At 36.9% G+C, this 16,279-nt stretch carries 18 protein-coding genes, 1 pseudogene, 1 riboswitch and 1 other annotated feature (1 of these 21 cut by a window edge); of the genes and pseudogenes, 4 read left to right on the plus strand and 15 right to left on the minus strand.

The annotated features are described in order from the left end of the window. The 3 genes from EV203_RS09365 to EV203_RS09375 form a co-directional block, all read right to left on the minus strand. On the minus strand, positions 1–84 hold an 84-nt coding region (locus EV203_RS09365), incomplete at its 3' end, for a MerR family transcriptional regulator (RefSeq protein WP_481752970.1). Between the two features lie 117 nt (positions 85–201). Beyond that, positions 202–304: riboswitch (TPP riboswitch) on the minus strand. Between the two features lie 51 nt (positions 305–355). After that, a complete protein-coding gene (locus tag EV203_RS09370; RefSeq protein WP_011025805.1) occupies positions 356–937 on the minus strand; it encodes an RQC domain-containing protein in 582 nt (193 codons plus the stop codon). A gap of 58 nt (positions 938–995) precedes the next feature. Next, entirely contained in the window at positions 996–2,672 is a 1,677-nt protein-coding gene (locus EV203_RS09375; protein ID WP_132040244.1) for an SWIM zinc finger family protein, read from the minus strand. Between the two features lie 385 nt (positions 2,673–3,057). On the opposite strand from EV203_RS09375, the gene hydG reads away from it, so the two are divergent. Continuing rightward, the gene (gene hydG, locus EV203_RS09380) at positions 3,058–4,563 is read left to right on the plus strand and encodes a [FeFe] hydrogenase H-cluster radical SAM maturase HydG (protein ID WP_132040246.1); all 1,506 of its coding nucleotides are present in this window, start codon (positions 3,058–3,060) and stop codon (positions 4,561–4,563) included. After that, complete coding sequence (locus EV203_RS09385) at positions 4,538–4,816, plus strand: hypothetical protein (protein ID WP_132040248.1); 279 nt, start codon at positions 4,538–4,540, stop codon at positions 4,814–4,816. Before hydG ends, EV203_RS09385 begins: the two co-directional genes overlap by 26 nt. Before the next feature lie 19 nt (positions 4,817–4,835). On the opposite strand, the pseudogene EV203_RS09390 reads toward EV203_RS09385, so the two are convergent. Further along, positions 4,836–5,564: pseudogene (locus EV203_RS09390) on the minus strand (SIR2 family NAD-dependent protein deacylase). Between the two features lie 133 nt (positions 5,565–5,697). Here EV203_RS09390 and EV203_RS09395 point away from each other — a divergent pair. Next, entirely contained in the window at positions 5,698–6,114 is a 417-nt protein-coding gene (locus tag EV203_RS09395) for a secondary thiamine-phosphate synthase enzyme YjbQ (protein ID WP_022588004.1), read from the plus strand. 29 nt (positions 6,115–6,143) lie between these two features. Here the strand turns inward: EV203_RS09395 and EV203_RS09400 are convergent, their stop codons facing one another. Both EV203_RS09400 and EV203_RS09405 read right to left on the minus strand, forming a co-directional pair. Then, on the minus strand, positions 6,144–6,764 hold the full coding sequence (locus tag EV203_RS09400; RefSeq protein ID WP_132040250.1) for a yteA family sporulation protein: 621 nt from the start codon (positions 6,762–6,764) through the stop codon (positions 6,144–6,146). 15 nt (positions 6,765–6,779) lie between these two features. Further along, positions 6,780–7,022 (minus strand): DUF5665 domain-containing protein, encoded by a 243-nt coding sequence (locus EV203_RS09405; RefSeq protein WP_043883910.1) that lies wholly within the window; start codon positions 7,020–7,022, stop codon positions 6,780–6,782. Between the two features lie 234 nt (positions 7,023–7,256). Between EV203_RS09405 and EV203_RS09410 the strand changes: the two genes are divergently transcribed. Further along, positions 7,257–8,438: a trans-sulfuration enzyme family protein gene (locus EV203_RS09410; RefSeq protein ID WP_132040254.1), complete on the plus strand. Its 1,182-nt coding sequence runs from the start codon at positions 7,257–7,259 to the stop codon at positions 8,436–8,438. A gap of 12 nt (positions 8,439–8,450) precedes the next feature. On the opposite strand, the gene bcp is transcribed toward EV203_RS09410, so the two are convergent. The 9 genes from bcp to trpE form a co-directional block, all read right to left on the minus strand. Next, positions 8,451–8,924, minus strand: coding sequence for a thioredoxin-dependent thiol peroxidase (bcp, locus tag EV203_RS09415; RefSeq protein WP_011025812.1), 474 nt, complete (start codon positions 8,922–8,924; stop codon positions 8,451–8,453). A gap of 80 nt (positions 8,925–9,004) precedes the next feature. Next, positions 9,005–9,787 carry a 3-deoxy-7-phosphoheptulonate synthase gene (gene aroF, locus EV203_RS09420; protein ID WP_009610067.1) on the minus strand — a complete coding sequence of 261 codons (783 nt, stop codon included), beginning with the start codon at positions 9,785–9,787 and terminating at the stop codon, positions 9,005–9,007. Positions 9,788–9,799: 12 nt separating this feature from the next. Beyond that, positions 9,800–10,588, minus strand: coding sequence for a tryptophan synthase subunit alpha (gene trpA, locus EV203_RS09425; RefSeq protein WP_132040256.1), 789 nt, complete (start codon positions 10,586–10,588; stop codon positions 9,800–9,802). Continuing rightward, entirely contained in the window at positions 10,585–11,760 is a 1,176-nt protein-coding gene (gene trpB, locus EV203_RS09430) for a tryptophan synthase subunit beta (RefSeq protein ID WP_009610092.1), read from the minus strand. Before trpB ends, trpA begins: the two co-directional genes overlap by 4 nt. After that, the gene (locus EV203_RS09435; RefSeq protein ID WP_132040258.1) at positions 11,757–12,368 is read right to left on the minus strand and encodes a phosphoribosylanthranilate isomerase; all 612 of its coding nucleotides are present in this window, start codon (positions 12,366–12,368) and stop codon (positions 11,757–11,759) included. Before EV203_RS09435 ends, trpB begins: the two co-directional genes overlap by 4 nt. Before the next feature lies 1 nt (position 12,369). After that, positions 12,370–13,140 (minus strand): indole-3-glycerol phosphate synthase TrpC, encoded by a 771-nt coding sequence (trpC, locus tag EV203_RS09440; RefSeq protein ID WP_132040260.1) that lies wholly within the window; start codon positions 13,138–13,140, stop codon positions 12,370–12,372. Beyond that, positions 13,137–14,156 carry an anthranilate phosphoribosyltransferase gene (gene trpD, locus EV203_RS09445; protein WP_043883896.1) on the minus strand — a complete coding sequence of 340 codons (1,020 nt, stop codon included), beginning with the start codon at positions 14,154–14,156 and terminating at the stop codon, positions 13,137–13,139. Before trpD ends, trpC begins: the two co-directional genes overlap by 4 nt. Further along, positions 14,157–14,723 (minus strand): anthranilate synthase component II, encoded by a 567-nt coding sequence (locus tag EV203_RS09450; protein WP_132040262.1) that lies wholly within the window; start codon positions 14,721–14,723, stop codon positions 14,157–14,159. After that, positions 14,723–16,153 carry an anthranilate synthase component I gene (trpE, locus tag EV203_RS09455; RefSeq protein WP_132040264.1) on the minus strand — a complete coding sequence of 477 codons (1,431 nt, stop codon included), beginning with the start codon at positions 16,151–16,153 and terminating at the stop codon, positions 14,723–14,725. Before trpE ends, EV203_RS09450 begins: the two co-directional genes overlap by 1 nt. A gap of 37 nt (positions 16,154–16,190) precedes the next feature. Further along, positions 16,191–16,279, minus strand: a binding site (T-box leader); it runs 207 nt beyond the window's last position.

Raw genomic sequence — 16,279 nt, forward strand, 5'->3', positions numbered from 1 at the left:
TATTAATCCTTCCTTTTCCCAGTTTATTAATGTAATTCTGCTTATATCATACAGCTCTTTAACCTTTTTTATAGTTAATAACATTCATCATCACCTAATTAAAATTATATCATTTTTTACTACTAATTTCAACTGTTTTGACCTCCTTGAAGTTTTTAATAATAAAATATGCCCACCTGAAAAGGTGAGCACTTTTTACAAATTTCGTAAAACGTGCTTCCCTTCGCAGGCATTACCCTGGTCAGGTTCTAAGGGTCGGGAACGAATCCCCTCTCAGCCATTTTTGGCTCCCCTAGCACTTGAGTATTTAATTTTTAGAATAGAATAGGTTAAAGTAATTATATCACAAAATTTCTCAAAATCCAACTTCCATTAAATAATTAATTGCTTTTTGAAGCTCTGTTTGAACCTTTTTATATTCTATTCTCTTCCATTCTTTCAATAGGGGTATAAACCTGGCATTCTTCGTATTCTTGATTTTTTCGATTAAAAGAAGTATCATCCCTCGGTTTCTATCTTTTAATTCATAAACAAAACTATAATCTTGATCTTCCAAAATCTCTGTGAGTTTATTTAACAATTCATTTGCATAAGTTTCACGTTCAATTTCCCAACCTTTCTCCGTAAAGATAAGCACTGGAAGTCTCCCACTGTACTCAATTTTAAGATAGCCTGACTTTATCATCCAGTCAATCCGTTTGGTTATTTCCTCCCTCGTAAGTTCACAGTAATATCCATAAGAAGGACATTTGTTCAAACCATACTTTAAAACTTTTTTATCTTTTGAACCCTTAAGGATCTTTGCCAGCATACTGCGTCCACCTGTTCCAATCAGTTCATCTGCCGCGCGGAGTATAACCTTAATTTCTTCATCACTTAAGCTCTTAATCCCACCACTATTAAGTTTATATCTTACTTTCTGCTTAGTTCTCCCCATAAATAATACCCCTTATATTTTTCCCATTATTTTAATGAAGAGTCTCTTTGGTCCTGCCTTACTTAATTTTGCTAAGTTCATCAATAAATGCTGGTCTTTTTTTATACAACCTCATTAGCTCATTTATAATTTCTTTTTGGCTTTGCTCTCCTGCTATTTTTTTATATCTTTTAAGTATTCCACATACTTTTTGATAGTCTTTTCTATTTGATGAAGAGCTTGCAGCAAGTTTTATATATTTTTTGTACACTTCAATAACTTCATCTTTAAACTTATCTTTTAGCTTATCTGCATATTCTTCTATTCTTGTTGGGTTTTCTTTTACAAACTCCATAAGCTCATCCAAGTCATTTTCTTCTAATATGACCTTAAGATAAATATCTTTCCCATGCCATCCCTTATAGTTCTTTAATTCTTGTTTTAAATTATTGTAAAACTCTGCTCTATCGCCAGTAATTAATTCCTTTAGTTCTCGATAGTATTCAAAATTTCCATCAAACAAAAGCTCTTTTGCCAATTTCATTTGTTCTTCTTTTAATGAAAGCTTTTTATAGGCTTCATATCTCATCTTTTTCCATTTTGATACTAAACCAGGATATTGCCTGTCTTGTTCCTCCCACTTTAAAGCTAACTCTATGACTTTCTCATACTCTTTTTCTCTAAAACACTTTTGAATAAACACTTCTTTAAAAAAGTCAAATTCAAGATGTTCTTGTACGAATTGTTCTGCTTCTTCTCTACTCCCATATCTCTCTTTTATCACATAAAGAATTTGAAGTAATTTTTCAGTAATATATTTTCCATAGCGATTCTCGGTAGACCAATTACTTACAAGATATTCTATTTTCGACACCAGTTTATCTCTCAGTTCCTCTATGTCAACAAAGTCAGCACAAAGCCAAAGTATATCAATTCTGTAACTTTCCCATCCATCAAAAATTTTACTTTCACTTAATGTCAATAACCTACTAAATATTTCCTTTTTTAAATTTATATCTAAGTTTTCGCTCCGGAATACTATGTCTCCTATAACTTCTATGGCGTCTGATACCAACAAATCTATACTTCCACCCGAATCATCTGCGTATTCAAAAGCCTGTATCGCTTCTTCAAGTACTAAAAATGCAATATCCAATGCTAAGAATATATCTTCAGTATCTCTGGCTTTCCACAATAAATCTTCCATTTCACTTACAAAATCATATGTTTCATTATAGGAAATAAAACCATCTCTGCCCTTATATTTCCTAACAATAGAATTTATTAGTTTTCTGCACCTTATAAGTTCTTGTTTACTGTCAACCTTTGAATATCTTAAGACGATCCTATTTTTTAAAGTTTCATCGTCTCCTATTAAATCCATTATAATATCTATTAACTCTTCTTTTGAAAGATTGTCTAATACTTCTTTTATATCCTGCTGTTCTTTAGCTCTTTTCTGTACATTTGAAGCTTCATTTTGACTGCTAAAAATCTCCACCAGTTTATAAAAAGCTGCTACCTGATGTTTACAAATAGGACCATAATCATAGGGGCAATTACATTCTGAATAGAGAATTTCCCCATTGTCATCTAGTTTTACCATAACCTCATAGTCATCACTACCTTGAATTTTAAAAATATATTCATTTTTTCCGGAATTATAAAGGTCTATTATGTTTCCTCCAACATAGTAATCGTAACCTCTATCTAAAATTATTTCATCGATATAGTCTTCAAAATCATATATGGTCATTTATACTTTCTCACCACTCTTTCTCAAAAAGACAACATTTAGTATTATTATCCAACCCCCACCAATTGCTATATAAGCAATTTTTTGTACTTTTATTATGTGGTTAATAATGTACAATTGACCCACTCCCAGCAAAATTCACCTTGGGAGGATTGGAGGAAAATAAAAATGCTCGGGAGTAGGTCACTTATAGAGTGGGTCTATTCTTATGATATATTAACTTAAAAGCAAAAGCAATTCTATTTTTTGTACTTAGTAAGATTTCATAGGACAATAATTATATTCATCATTTTTGTTGAAAATTTAACAATCCTATTGTATAATGTAATTGAAATGCTGAGCCCAAGGAGGTACTCTGAGGGCAAGGGAAGGAGGAAATTTAAAAATGGCTGTTGTGCTTAGTGAAAAAGAGAAAAAATGGATGGAAGGAGTAATCAAAGAGGAACAAATCACCAGATATCTTGAAAACGGAAGAGACTTCATTGACGACGAAGAAATATGGGAAAAACTGAGGAAAAACCAGAATCCTGATAAGCAGAGGATAAGAGAAATAATTCAAAAGTCACTAGAAATAGAAATTCTTGAACCTGATGAAACGGCTGCTCTTCTCAATGTTAAAGATCCTGAACTATGGCAAGAAATTTTTGATGCAGCAGCAAAAATCAAGAAAAAAGTTTATGACAGCAGAATTGTAACCTTTGCGCCCCTTTATTGCAGCAACCTGTGTGTAAATAATTGCGTCTACTGCGGATTTAGGAGAGAAAATACAGTCATCAAAAGAAGAAGGTTAACATTAGAAGAAGTAAGAAGAGAAGCAGAAGTTCTAGCAGGAGAAATAGGCCATAAGCGTTTAATTGCAGTATATGGTGAGCATCCTACTACAGATGCTAAATATATTGCAGATACAATAAGAACTATATATGAAGTCAAAGTTAAAACAAAAAATGGATATGGGCAGATAAGAAGAGTAAATGTAAACGCCGCCCCCATGTCTATAGAAGAATTAGAAATGCTTCGGGATGTAGGAATAGGAACCTATCAGGTTTTCCAAGAAACCTATCATCATGAGACCTATAAAAAGCTACACCCAGAAGGAACCATAAAATCCCATTATCAGTGGAGATTGTACTGTCACCACCGAGCACTGGAAGCAGGAGTTGACGATGTAGCTTTGGGAGTGCTCTTTGGACTTTATGACTGGAGATTTGAAGTAATGGGTCTTTTATATCACGCAAGAAATCTAGAGAAATTTTTTGGCATAGGACCTCATACCATATCTTTCCCAAGGTTAGAACCTGCTGCTAATACACCTTTTGCTCAAGAATCAAAATACAAAGTATCTGATGAAGATTTCAAAAAGTTAATAGCTGTCATAAGGCTTTCTGTACCTTATACTGGTATGATTCTAACCGCCAGAGAACCTGCTCACTTAAGGGATGAAATTCTCTCCATGGGCATAGTCACTCAAACGGATGCTTCTACAAAAATTGGAATAGGCGCCTACTCTGACAGGTACACCGAGCAGGAAGCAGAGAGACAGCAGTTCCTGCTAGGGGATACCAGAAGCCTGGACGAATTGATAAGAGAACGGGCAAAAATGGGGTATATAACAAGTTTCTGCACAGCAGGTTACAGATGTGGAAGAACAGGCAAACACATAATGACCCTTTTAAAAACAGGAAGAGAAGCTGTTTTCTGCAAGCTAAACGCCGTACTCACTTTTAGAGAATGGCTGGACGATTTTGCAAGCGAGGAAACAAAAATAGCCGGTGAACAAGTAATACAGAAAGAAATTGAAGAAATCAAAGAAAGAGTTCCCGCAGAAGTATTTTCAAAGCTCATGGAGTATTACAGGAGGATACAGAATGGAGAAAGAGACCTCTACTTCTAAGAAGCTATTGATCGAAGAATTTACCAGGCTCTCAGACTTAATAAAATCAAAGTACGGCGTGAGCTTGTGGCTGGTGGAAATTATGGGAAAAAGGCATTCGTATGTAGCAGGCTATAAAGAGGAATCATTCCTTCCACCCCAGGTTATTTATCTTAATGAGAGGTTTGCAATAGTATCAAATAATTGGGACAAAATTCCTGAAAAAGAAAAGAAAAAGCTTATCAATCACCTCAAGAAGTTCAGTGGCACATAAATGTGTGCCCTTTTATTTTTTATCCCTCCTTCTCTTCAAATTTCATGGCAAATTCAACCGCTCCCATTTGGAAAAAAAGATGTGCTTTCCTTGAAAGTGGAGTCTCTTCAGGACTTACCTCTACTACAAAAGCTCCTCTTTCAAGGGCCAGAAAAGGAAGAGAAGCTGCAGGCTGCACCATTAAAGATGTACCAATCACAATAAAAAGGTCTGCTCTTTGTGACAGCTCCATAGCCTCTGTAAGCTTATCAGATGGGAGAGGTTCACCAAACCAGACCACATCTGGTCTTACAATAGATCCGCATTTCGGGCACTCAGGAGGTATTTTGCTTAAAGGCACTTCTCTATTTATGCCTCTGAAGTCACATTTTGTGCATTTTACTTTCTATATATTCCCATGAAGTTCTATCACATTTGTAGACCCTGCTGCCTCATGTAAGCCATCTACATTTTGCGTAATTACTCTTACATTTTTAAACCTTTCCTCAAACTCTGCAATGAGCAGATGACATTTATTGGGTTTCGCTTTAGAAATTATCTTTCTTCTATAATCATACCACTCCCAAACAAGAACAGGATTTCTTTGAAAAGCCCATGGCGTTGCAAGTTCTTCTGGATTGTACTTCTTCCATAGCCCATCTTCTCCTCTAAAAGTAGGTATCCCACTTTCTTTCGATATCCCTGCTCCTGTCAGCACAACCGTCAAATTCGATTGAGTTAGTTTTTCTTTCAATATTTTAAAATCCATTTTCTTTTCCTCCCCTACATTTTTATCATTTAAAAATTTCTCCTTCAATTTCAAAACTCCTTTTTTCAAAAAAGCAACAAAACTATGGTAAAATATATCCTGTAGACAAAACTTCTGAAAGGGGAGTCGGAAGGTGAAAAGCTATAGAAAAGAACTCTGGTTTGAAACCAAAAAAAGAAGAGAGTTTATCAATATCACTCCTCTCGTGGAAGAATGCGTAAGAGAAAGCGGAATAAAAGAAGGTCTTCTTCTCTGCAATGCCATGCACATAACTGCCAGTGTCTTTATAAATGACGACGAACCAGGATTACATAAAGACTTTGAAAATTTTTTAGAAAAACTGGCTCCTGAAAAGCCTTATGAGCAGTACTATCACAACACCTATGAAGACAATGCCGATGCCCATCTAAAAAGAACTATTATGGGAAGAGAAGTTGTCGTGGCAATAACAGATGGGAAACTAGATTTAGGGCCGTGGGAACAAATTTTTTACGGAGAATTTGATGGAAAAAGGAAAAAAAGAGTACTGGTAAAGATAATAGGAGAGTAAAAGGCACTTATACTCTTTTTAAGTGCCTTTTACAAAGTCTTTTTATAATCTTCGTTGCTTATCTTGTCCGTCTCCTCTACATACCCTGCATTTTCTTCGTCGTATACCTCTTCGTAATGGTCAGAACCGCTTTTTGTCTTATTAAACCTTGCAACTTCTTGAAAGGAGTCTTCAGCATCAAACTGTATCTCTCCTTTTTTGTCCTTGTATCCCCATCCAAAGGGGTATTTTATGACTTTTTCCTCATTGGGTCTTGAATTTTTCAAATCCTTTAAGCTTAAGTCCTTTTCTTTTGCACAGGAGGAGCATAAAGTAGTATAGGGAATAGCCTCAAGTCTTTCTTCCTCTATGGGTTGCCCACAATTCTCACAAATTCCATAATTCCCATTTTCTATTTTTTGAAGTGCATCTTCTATCTGGCGCAGTATATTTTTTTCATTGTCTTTTAAAGCGTAATTTTTTTCTACTTCGTAAACCTCTGAAGCCATATCAGCTGGATGATTGTCCAAAAGAGAAAGCTCCTGATAGTATTCCCTCTGAGCAATTCCCCCTATCCCATCGTTTAAGTTCATCCTGTGTATGGTAGATAACACCTTGTTTTTCTCCTTAAGAAGTAAATTTTTAAAATGCATCAATTTTTCATTATCCACTATAATCAGCTCCTGTCAGTACAATTTTTGCTGTACAATCTTAACTATATCAGCTATAATATTCCCTATTAGAGGCAGGTTTAATACAACTAATTTTTGTAAGATATATATGATAATTGCGCCAAGTATTGTAAAACCGACTGCTATTCCAAAACCTCTCGCAACTCCCCCTATAAAATTTAGCCACAAAAGCCTATAAGGACTTTGCATAAGCTCTACATAGTCAGCTATTTTCATTTTCTCCATAAGCTCAGCCATCTGGTCAAGTTGCTTTTTTATAACGATTAAAAGCAGATTATCCTTGTCTCTTTTTTCCTCTTTATCATTCAACTGCTATTTCCTCCTTTTACTCAAATTTCTTAATTTAATTAATATGCATTAATCCTTCTTTTTAATAGTTTACAACAAAATCCATCACAAAGAAAGGGTTATTGACTTTTAATTTTTCCCATATTATGATAGAGTTAAAATCTGAAAATTGAGGGTGATAATATGGAACTTCATTTCAAAACAAAAGTAGTTCATATTGGAAATTATGTGGATGAAAAAATTCCTCCAAAACCCAAAACTCTCCCTATATATCAAACTTCTGTATTTACTTTTGATACTCTTGAAGAAGTTTATGATTACTTAGACGGCAATCCTTCAAGGTATATGTACACAAGGCTTGGAAACCCAAACCAAACTGCTGTAGAAGAATTAATTGCAAATTTAGAAGGAGCAGAGGCAGGGCAAGCCTGTGCTTCAGGGATGGCAGCAATTTCCTCAGCTCTCCTGGCAGAAGTAAATTCAGGAGACCACATAATCGCGGCAAAAGACATATACGGAGGAACAAACAGCCTTTTTAATTTGGAGTTTAAGAGATTGGGAATGGAAATAAGTTTGGTGGATTTTTCAGACTTAGAATCTGTAGAAAAGGCTATCAAGCCAAATACAAAAGTCATATACATGGAAATCATGACAAATCCTTTGATAAGAGTATTTGACGTTGAAGAAGTTGTAAAAATAGCAAAAAGGCACGGATTAAAACTTATAGTAGACAATACTTTTACAACTCCTTACCTGATAAGGCCTTTAGAAGTCGGCGCTTATGCTGTAATACATAGCGCCACAAAATACATAAACGGACACAGTGATGTAATAGGAGGACTTATAGCAGGAAATAAAGAATTTATTTTCCGCACAAGGAGAATAGTCCACAATTTTGGAGGCTCTATGAGTCCTTTTGACGCATGGCTCACTTTAAGAGGTGCTAAAACACTGTTTTTAAGGATGAGAGAGCACTGCAAAAACGCAATGCGATTGGCCGAATTTTTAGAAAGCCATCCAAAAGTGAAAAAGGTCTTCTATCCAGGACTGCCTTCTCACCCTGATTACAGCATCGCCAAAAAGCTTTTTAAGGATGAATTTGGAGGCATGTTGAGCTTTGAAATTGACGGTGGTGAACAATCTGTAAATAGATTCATGCAGGAGCTCAAACTTATAAAATTTGCTCCATCACTGGCAGGAGTTCAAACCATGATAACACATCCGAAGTCCACTTCCCACAGGGCTTTGAGCAAAGAAGAATTAAAAGCTCTTGGAATTTCAGAAGGACTCATAAGGGTGTCTGTCGGAATTGAGGAAATAGAAGATGTGATAAGAGACTTTAAACAGGCTCTAGATAAAGTGTAAAGAGGGAGCTTTTTACACTCCCTCTTTTATTTCATCAAGCGCTTTTAAAACTTGATCCACATGCCCATCCACTTTTACCTTTCTAAATATCTTTCTCACAATCCCTTTTGAATCTATTATAAATGTAGACCTCTCTATCCCCATTTTCTTTTTACCGTACATATTCTTCTCTTTGTACACTCCATATTCAGTTGATACTTTTGCCTCTTTGTCACTTAAAAGTACAAATGGAAGACTGTACTTTTCAATAAACTTTCTGTGAGAAGCCTCGTCATCCAAGCTTATTCCGATGACAACCGCATTTTTATCCTCTATAGTCTTTATACTGTCCCTAAAAGCAACTGCCTCTTTGGTGCACCCTGGAGTATTGTCCTTTGGGTAAAAGTACAGCACTACATTTTTCCCAAGAAAATCTGAAAGAGATACCTGTCTACCATCAGCATCTGGAAGCACAAAATCAGGGGCTTTTTTGCCTACCTCTACCATATTATCCCTGCTTTCTAAAATTATTTTCTATGGATAATCATTATCTGATACTTAAATTATAGCCTCATTTCCTTCAAATGTCAACACCTTTTTATTTCTCTCATTAAATTTTCAAATTCAAGAAAATTGAGAGACTGCTCACCATCTGACAAAGCTTTTTCAGGATCAGGATGCACTTCTACCATTATTCCGTCAGCACCAGCACAGAGGGCTGCCTTTGCCATTGGGATAATTAAGCTTCTCTTCCCTGTACCGTGACTTACATCTACAATAATAGGAAGATTTGAAAGTTCATGGATTACAGGAACTGCTGCTATATCCAAGGTATTTCTTGTATAAGTTTCAAACGTCCTTATACCCCTTTCACACAAAATGATGCTGGTATTCCCTTCAATTGCAATGTATTCCGCTGCATAAAGCCATTCTTCATAAGTTGCAGAAAACCCTCTCTTTAAAAGGACAGTTTTTTTAGTCTTCCCTACCTCTTTTAGAAGTGGAAAATTTTGCATATTCCTTGAACCGATCTGCAAAACATCTGCGTATTCTTGAACAATCTCCACATCCCTCACATCTAAAACCTCTGTCACAATAGGGAGTTTAAAAACATCTCCTACTTTTCTCAAGAGTTTGAGCCCTTCAATGCCCAAACCTTGAAAGGAATAGGGAGATGTGCGAGGCTTATAAGCCCCGCCCCTTAATGCATTGGCTCCACAGCTTTTGACCTTTTCGGCTGTCTTTACAAGCATTTCTTCACTTTCCACTGCACAAGGGCCTGCAATTATAAGTTTCTCCTCTCCAACGGTTACCTCCCCTATTTTTACACTCGGCTTTTTATCTTTATTTCCCACTATTTTAAATTCCATACTTATCACCTTTCACAAGACTTCTCTTAAGCTTGACACAAATTCCTTTACCTCTTTTAACATTTCACATCTATTATACCCCTTAGCAATTCTTTCTACAATAGCGCTTCCTACCACAATTCCATCGCTCAAACTTTTAAGCTTTCTTGCCATTTCGGGTCCTGATATGCCAAACCCTAAAGCCTTTGGCATGCTAGTATATGAAGATACCAGCCTCATGTATTCCTCAAGGTCTGTTGCAATTTCCTCTCTCGCTCCCGTAACTCCAGTCAGAGTCACGCAGTATACAAATCCCTTACCGTTTTCAGTAATTGCCTTTATTCTCTCCTTTGAAGTAGGAGCTACCAGAGGTATTAAATAAATTTCGTACTTATCAGCTACATCCAAGACTTCTTTCCTCTCCTCCAAAGGGAGGTCGGGAATAATGAGTCCATCAACTCCTGCGTTTTTCGAATCCTCCAAAAACTTCTCTATGCCGTATTTGAAGACAGAGTTGTAATAAACAAGATAGACAATAGGAATGTCGCTCTTTTCTCTTATTCTCATTACCAAATCCATTATATCTTTAATTTTTATTCCCTTAGCCAAAGCTCTCTGGGAAGAAGCTTGGATTGTCGGCCCATCGGCCAAGGGGTCAGAATAGGGTATACCAAGTTCAATTATATCCGCTCCTGCTTCTTCAAGGGCTAAAACTATATCATAAGTTGTATCAATGTCTGGGTCTCCGGCAGTAATGAAAGTTATAAGGGCTTTTTTACCTTCTTTTTTGAGGTCATCAAACCTTCTATCAATTCTATTCACAATTCCACCCCCATTACTTTTGCGACGGTATTTACATCTTTGTCCCCTCTTCCAGAAAGATTTACTACAATTATCTTGTCTTCATCCAATTTCTTAGCCAATTTCATAGCATAAGCCAGCGCATGTGCACTTTCTAGCGCTGGTATTATCCCTTCTGTCTGAGACAGGTCCATAAAGGCTGCCAAAGCCTCTTCATCTGTAGCATACACGTACTCTGCCCTTCCTATCTCCTTCAAATAAGCGTGTTCTGGCCCCACTCCTGGATAATCAAGCCCTGCCGATATCGAATGAACAGGTAGAATTTTCCCCTCCTCATCCTGAAGGAGATAGGTCATCATGCCGTGGAGCACCCCAACTGAACCTTTTGCCATTGCTGAAGCGTGTTTCCCTGTCTCTATACCTTCTCCTGCCGCTTCTACCCCTATCAACTTCACTTCCTTATCTTCAATAAAAGGATAGAATATTCCCATGGCATTACTGCCTCCTCCCACGCAGGCAACCACATAATCAGGAAGTCGACCTTCTTTTTCAAGGATTTGCTCTTTCGTCTCATCCCCTATAACTCGCTGAAAATCTCTTACCATAGTGGGATATGGATGAGGTCCTACCACAGAGCCAATCACATAGAAGGTAGTTTCTATATTAGTGACCCAATCCCTTATGGCCTCATTCACTGCATCTTTCAATGTCCTTGTACCTGAAGTAACAGCTGTCACTTTTGCCCCTAAAAGTTTCATCCTAAACACATTTAGTGCCTGCCTTTTTATATCTTCTTCTCCCATGAATATTTCGCATTCCATTCCAAACATAGCAGCAGCTGTAGCAGTAGCAACTCCGTGCTGTCCTGCTCCTGTTTCAGCTATAATTCTCTTTTTGCCCATTCGCTTTGCCAAAAGCACCTGTCCCAATACGTTGTTTATCTTGTGAGCTCCTGTGTGGTTGAGGTCTTCTCTTTTTAGATAAATTTTCGCGCCACCCAGCCTTTTAGTGAGATTTTCTGCATAATACAAAGGCGTAGGCCTTCCTGAGTATTCTTTAAGATAATATCTGTACTCCTCCATGAATTTTTCGTCCTTCTTTGCCTCTTCAAATTCTCTCTCTAACTCTATAAGAGCATTCATAACTGTCTCCGGCACATACTGCCCTCCAAACCTTCCAAACCTACCTTTCATACAACACCCCTCACTTTCTCAATAAATGACTTCATTTTATTAAAGTCCTTATATCCCCCAACCTCAACGCCACTCGACACATCGACGGCGTAAGGTCTTACTAGTTTTATCGCCTCTTCAACATTTTCCTCCTTAAGCCCTCCTGACAAAACAACCGGTATTTCTCTTTTGTATGCTTTAAGGATATTCCAATCAAATGCCTCTCCTGTACCTCCATATCCTTTCTCGGAGAATGAGTCAAACAAAAAGGCATCCACCTTAAATTCCTCTGTCTTTTTTAGGTCAACTTTGCTTCTTATTCTTATAGCCTTCCAGACAATGAAATTTTTAAAATTGTCTATATACTCCTGTGTCTCATCGCCGTGAAACTGCAAGACATCTAGCTTTAATTTTTCAGCTATTTCCATGACCTTCTCAACGGGTTCATTTACAAAAACTCCTACCTTTTTAATCCCTTCTCTGAGCCTTTTTATAAATTCCAATGCCTCTTTCAAATCAACTCTTCTTTTGCTCTCAGAAAATACAAAACCTATAAAATCTGGCTGTAACTGATTTGCATAATAGATATCTTCAAGCCTTCTTAAACCGCAAATTTTTACTTTTACCACTTTATCCTCCCCTCACTTTTTTCACAAACTCCTTTATTCCTCCCTCATCCATTTTCATGAAGCTTTCACCTATCAAAACCGCCTTAACCCCAAGGGAAGATAAATACAATACATCCTCTGGAGTTTTTATGCCACTTTCAGATACTACTATCTTATCTTTAGGAATGTTTTTTATAAGTCTTTCCGTTGTTTTTATGTCAACTTTAAAAGTCTTCAAGTCCCTATTATTTATCCCTATGATATCGCATCCTGCCTTTAGCGCAGTCTCAAGTTCTTCCTCCTCGTGAACCTCGACAAGCACATCAAGCCCAATTTGTTTTGCTATATCGCAAAAACCCTTAAGCTTATCTTCCAAAATAGCCACAATCAATAAGACTGCATCTGCCCCTAGAAATTTTGACTCGTAAATCTGATACTCATCTATTACAAAGTCTTTCCTCAAAACAGGCTTTGTGGTTAACTTCTTTATCTGAGGAATGTAGCCATCTTCGCCTTTAAAAAATCTTTTCTCTGTCAAGACAGATATGGCATCAACTTCTGCCTTTTCGTAGGTCTTTGCAATTTCTACAAGGTCAAATTCTTCTCTTATAATCCCTTTGGAAGGAGAAGCTCTCTTTATCTCCCCTATAATTGCCACCTTTCCTTTGTTCAGAGAATTTTTAAAATCTCCTCTGTATACTGCGCTGACATTTAGCAATTCGTTGTAAGACTTTAACTCTTTTTTCTTCCTCACTTCTTCTTTTTTAAAATTCACAATTTCCTCTAGAATCATGAAATATTCCTCCTCTGGTAGTCTAAAATCTCCAAAAACTTCTCATAAGCCAAACCGCTATTAAGAAGCCTTTCCGCAAGTTCAACACCTTCTTTTAAGTTTTCAACCAACTTGCCCACGTATAAAGCCGCTGCGGTGTTTAAAACCACTATATCTCTTCGAGGTCCTTTTTGACCTTTTAATATGTCAATAATTATTTCTGCATTCTCCCTCGGTCCTTCTCCTTTCAGGTCTTCAGGCTTGGAATAAGGAATATCAAAGTCTAAAGGGTCTATTACGTAATCAAAGATTTCTCCTTCTTTTACTTCACTAACATAGGTTGGAGCCGTAGTAGTTATTTCATCAAGCCCATCAAATCCGTGCACTACCATCGCTCTTTCTATTCCAAGCTTAAGAAGCACTTCCGCTATCGGATGAGTTAGATTTCTATCATACACCCCTAATACCTGTCCTTTTATAGGTGCAGGATTTGTCAAAGGCCCCAGCAAGTTAAAAACTGTCCTCGTTCCCAATTCTTTTCTTATTGGAAGTACGTTCTTCATCGCCCTATGGTATAAAGGTGCAAAGAGAAATCCCATTCCTTTTTCCTCTATCATTTTCTTTGTATACATGGGTTCAGCTTCTATATTAAATCCCAATTCCCTCAAAACATCAGCACTGCCGCTCTTGCTCGAAACAGCTCTGTTGCCATGTTTTGCAACTTTTACACCCGCAGCAGAGGCAATTATAGCTACAGCAGTGGAAATATTAAAAGTCTTTCCCCCGTCCCCACCTGTACCACAGGTATCAATGACGTAGTCAGCATCCAATTGCAGTTTTACTGCATTGTCCCTCATGGCTTTTGCAAAACCTGTTATCTCTTCCACACTTTCCCCTTTTAATCTAAGCCCTATCAATAGACCTCCTATTAAAGAAGGAGTGCCATTCCCACTCATAATTTCTCCCATAACTTCGTAAGCTTCTTTTTCATCAAGATTTTCTTTTAATACAATTTTTTTAATCGCCTCCTGCAACATTTAAAACACCTCCAAAAAATTTCTCAATATCTCCTTTCCTTGTTCTGTCAAAATAGACTCTGGATGAAACTGTAAACCATACACAGGGTATTTTCTATGCCTTACCCCCATAATCACCCCTTCCTCCGTCTGAGCTGTTATTTCCAACTCTTCAGGTAAAGTATTTCTATCAATAACCAGCGAATGGTATCTCATTCCTTCAATTGGATTTTTTATATTTTTAAATATTCCTCTGCCATTGTGAAAGATAAGAGAAATTTTTCCATGCATTATCCTATCTGCTTTTACAATTTTCGCTCCGTACGCGTATCCAATAGCCTGATGTCCAAGACATATCCCTAACATTGGAACTTTTTGACCCAAATTTTTAATCAATTCGACGCATATTCCTGCATTTTCCGGTCTTCCTGGTCCTGGCGATAATATAATTTTATTAGGATTTAGTTTTGCAACCTCTTCCACTGTTATTTCATCATTTCTCACCACCATGACCTCCTCTTTCATTTCTCCTACGTATTGATAGAGATTATAGGTAAAAGAGTCGTAATTATCTATAATCAAAACCATCAAAGAACCTCCTTAAGTACCATCACTTTATTTAAAATTTCATAGTATTCCATCTCAGGAATTGAGTCATACACAATACCTGCTCCTGCTTGAAGATAAGCAGTATTTTCTTTTATGAGAATAGTCCTTATTGCTATGCACATATCCATATTGCCGTTATAGGAAAAATAGCCAACAGCCCCTGCGTAAAAGGACCTTTTTACATTTTCTAATTCCTCTATTATTTCCATCGCTCTTATCTTTGGCGCTCCAGAAACTGTGCCTGCAGGAAGACAAGCTATAAGGGCATCAAAAGCGGTAAATCCTTTTTTTAATTTTCCAGAAACAGTTGATACAATGTGCATTACATGAGAGTAAAAATCCACCTCCATAAAGCGCTCCACTTTAACACTTCCAAATTCACTGACCTTTCCTATGTCGTTTCTCCCTAAGTCAACCAACATCACATGCTCTGCCCTTTCTTTTTCATCCTTCAAAAGTTCTTCTTTGTTTTTTAAATCCTCTTTTTCATCTTTTCCCCTTCGTCTTGTGCCTGCTATAGGATTTGTGGTCACTTTGTCCTGAAAGACTCTCACAAGGCTTTCAGGAGAAGAACCCAGAAGCTGAAAATCGCCAAAGTCGATATAGAAAAGATAGGGAGATGGATTCTTTGAACGCAACCTCCTGTAAATCTCAAAAGGATCTGAATTTGTCTTTGCCTTTAGCCTCTGGGATAACACCACTTGAAATATGTCTCCTTTTTCAATGTATTTTTTGGCTCTTTCAACAATTTGACAAAACTCTTCTTTTGTGAAGTTGTAAGTTATCACTTTTTCTTCTTGAAGCGAAAGGTCGTGAAACTCTATTTTATTTGACTTTATCTCATTTAAAAGCTCATTAATCTTTTGCAAAACTTCCTCATACTCGGTATCCTCATTAGCAAATACATTGTAGACAATGTAGACTTCATGCTTAAAATGGTCATAGCAGATGAAACTCTTGTAAAACATGAAGTATACATCCGGTATATTTATTTCATCAGGATTTTTTTCTGGCAATTTTTCATAAAGCCTTATCGCATCATAAGATACATAGCCTACCGCACCTCCTGTAAAAGGAATGTTAAGCCCTAATGGGTTATAATTAATCTGCAGAAAGTTTTTTACCTCTTCCAGTGCTAAACCTCTTTTATTCGATTCTTCTTCTGTTGTGATAATTTTTATATCCCTTCCATAGCTTAAAACTGACAAATAAGGGTCCTTTCCTATAAAAGAATATCTACCCCAGTGACTCCCTCCATTTGCACTTTCCAATAAAAATTTGTGTTTACCAGAAAGACTATAAAAAATGTTTATTGGCGTGATTTCATCACCATTTATTTCCTCATATACTGGGAAAGTGTATCCCATTTTTTTATAGGCATAAAAATCTTCTTTAGAAATATTTACCACTCTATCACCTCCTGAAAATTAAAAAAGTCACTCCGCCCATTGGGGCGGAGTGACCGCGGTGCCACCCAATTTGTCCTGTATTTACAAAAAAAGCATTTCACCAAAAGGATGAAATGCTTGTGCCAC

Source organism: Caldanaerobacter subterraneus (assembly GCF_004345675.1).
GTDB lineage: Bacteria > Bacillota > Thermoanaerobacteria > Thermoanaerobacterales > Thermoanaerobacteraceae > Thermoanaerobacter > Thermoanaerobacter subterraneus.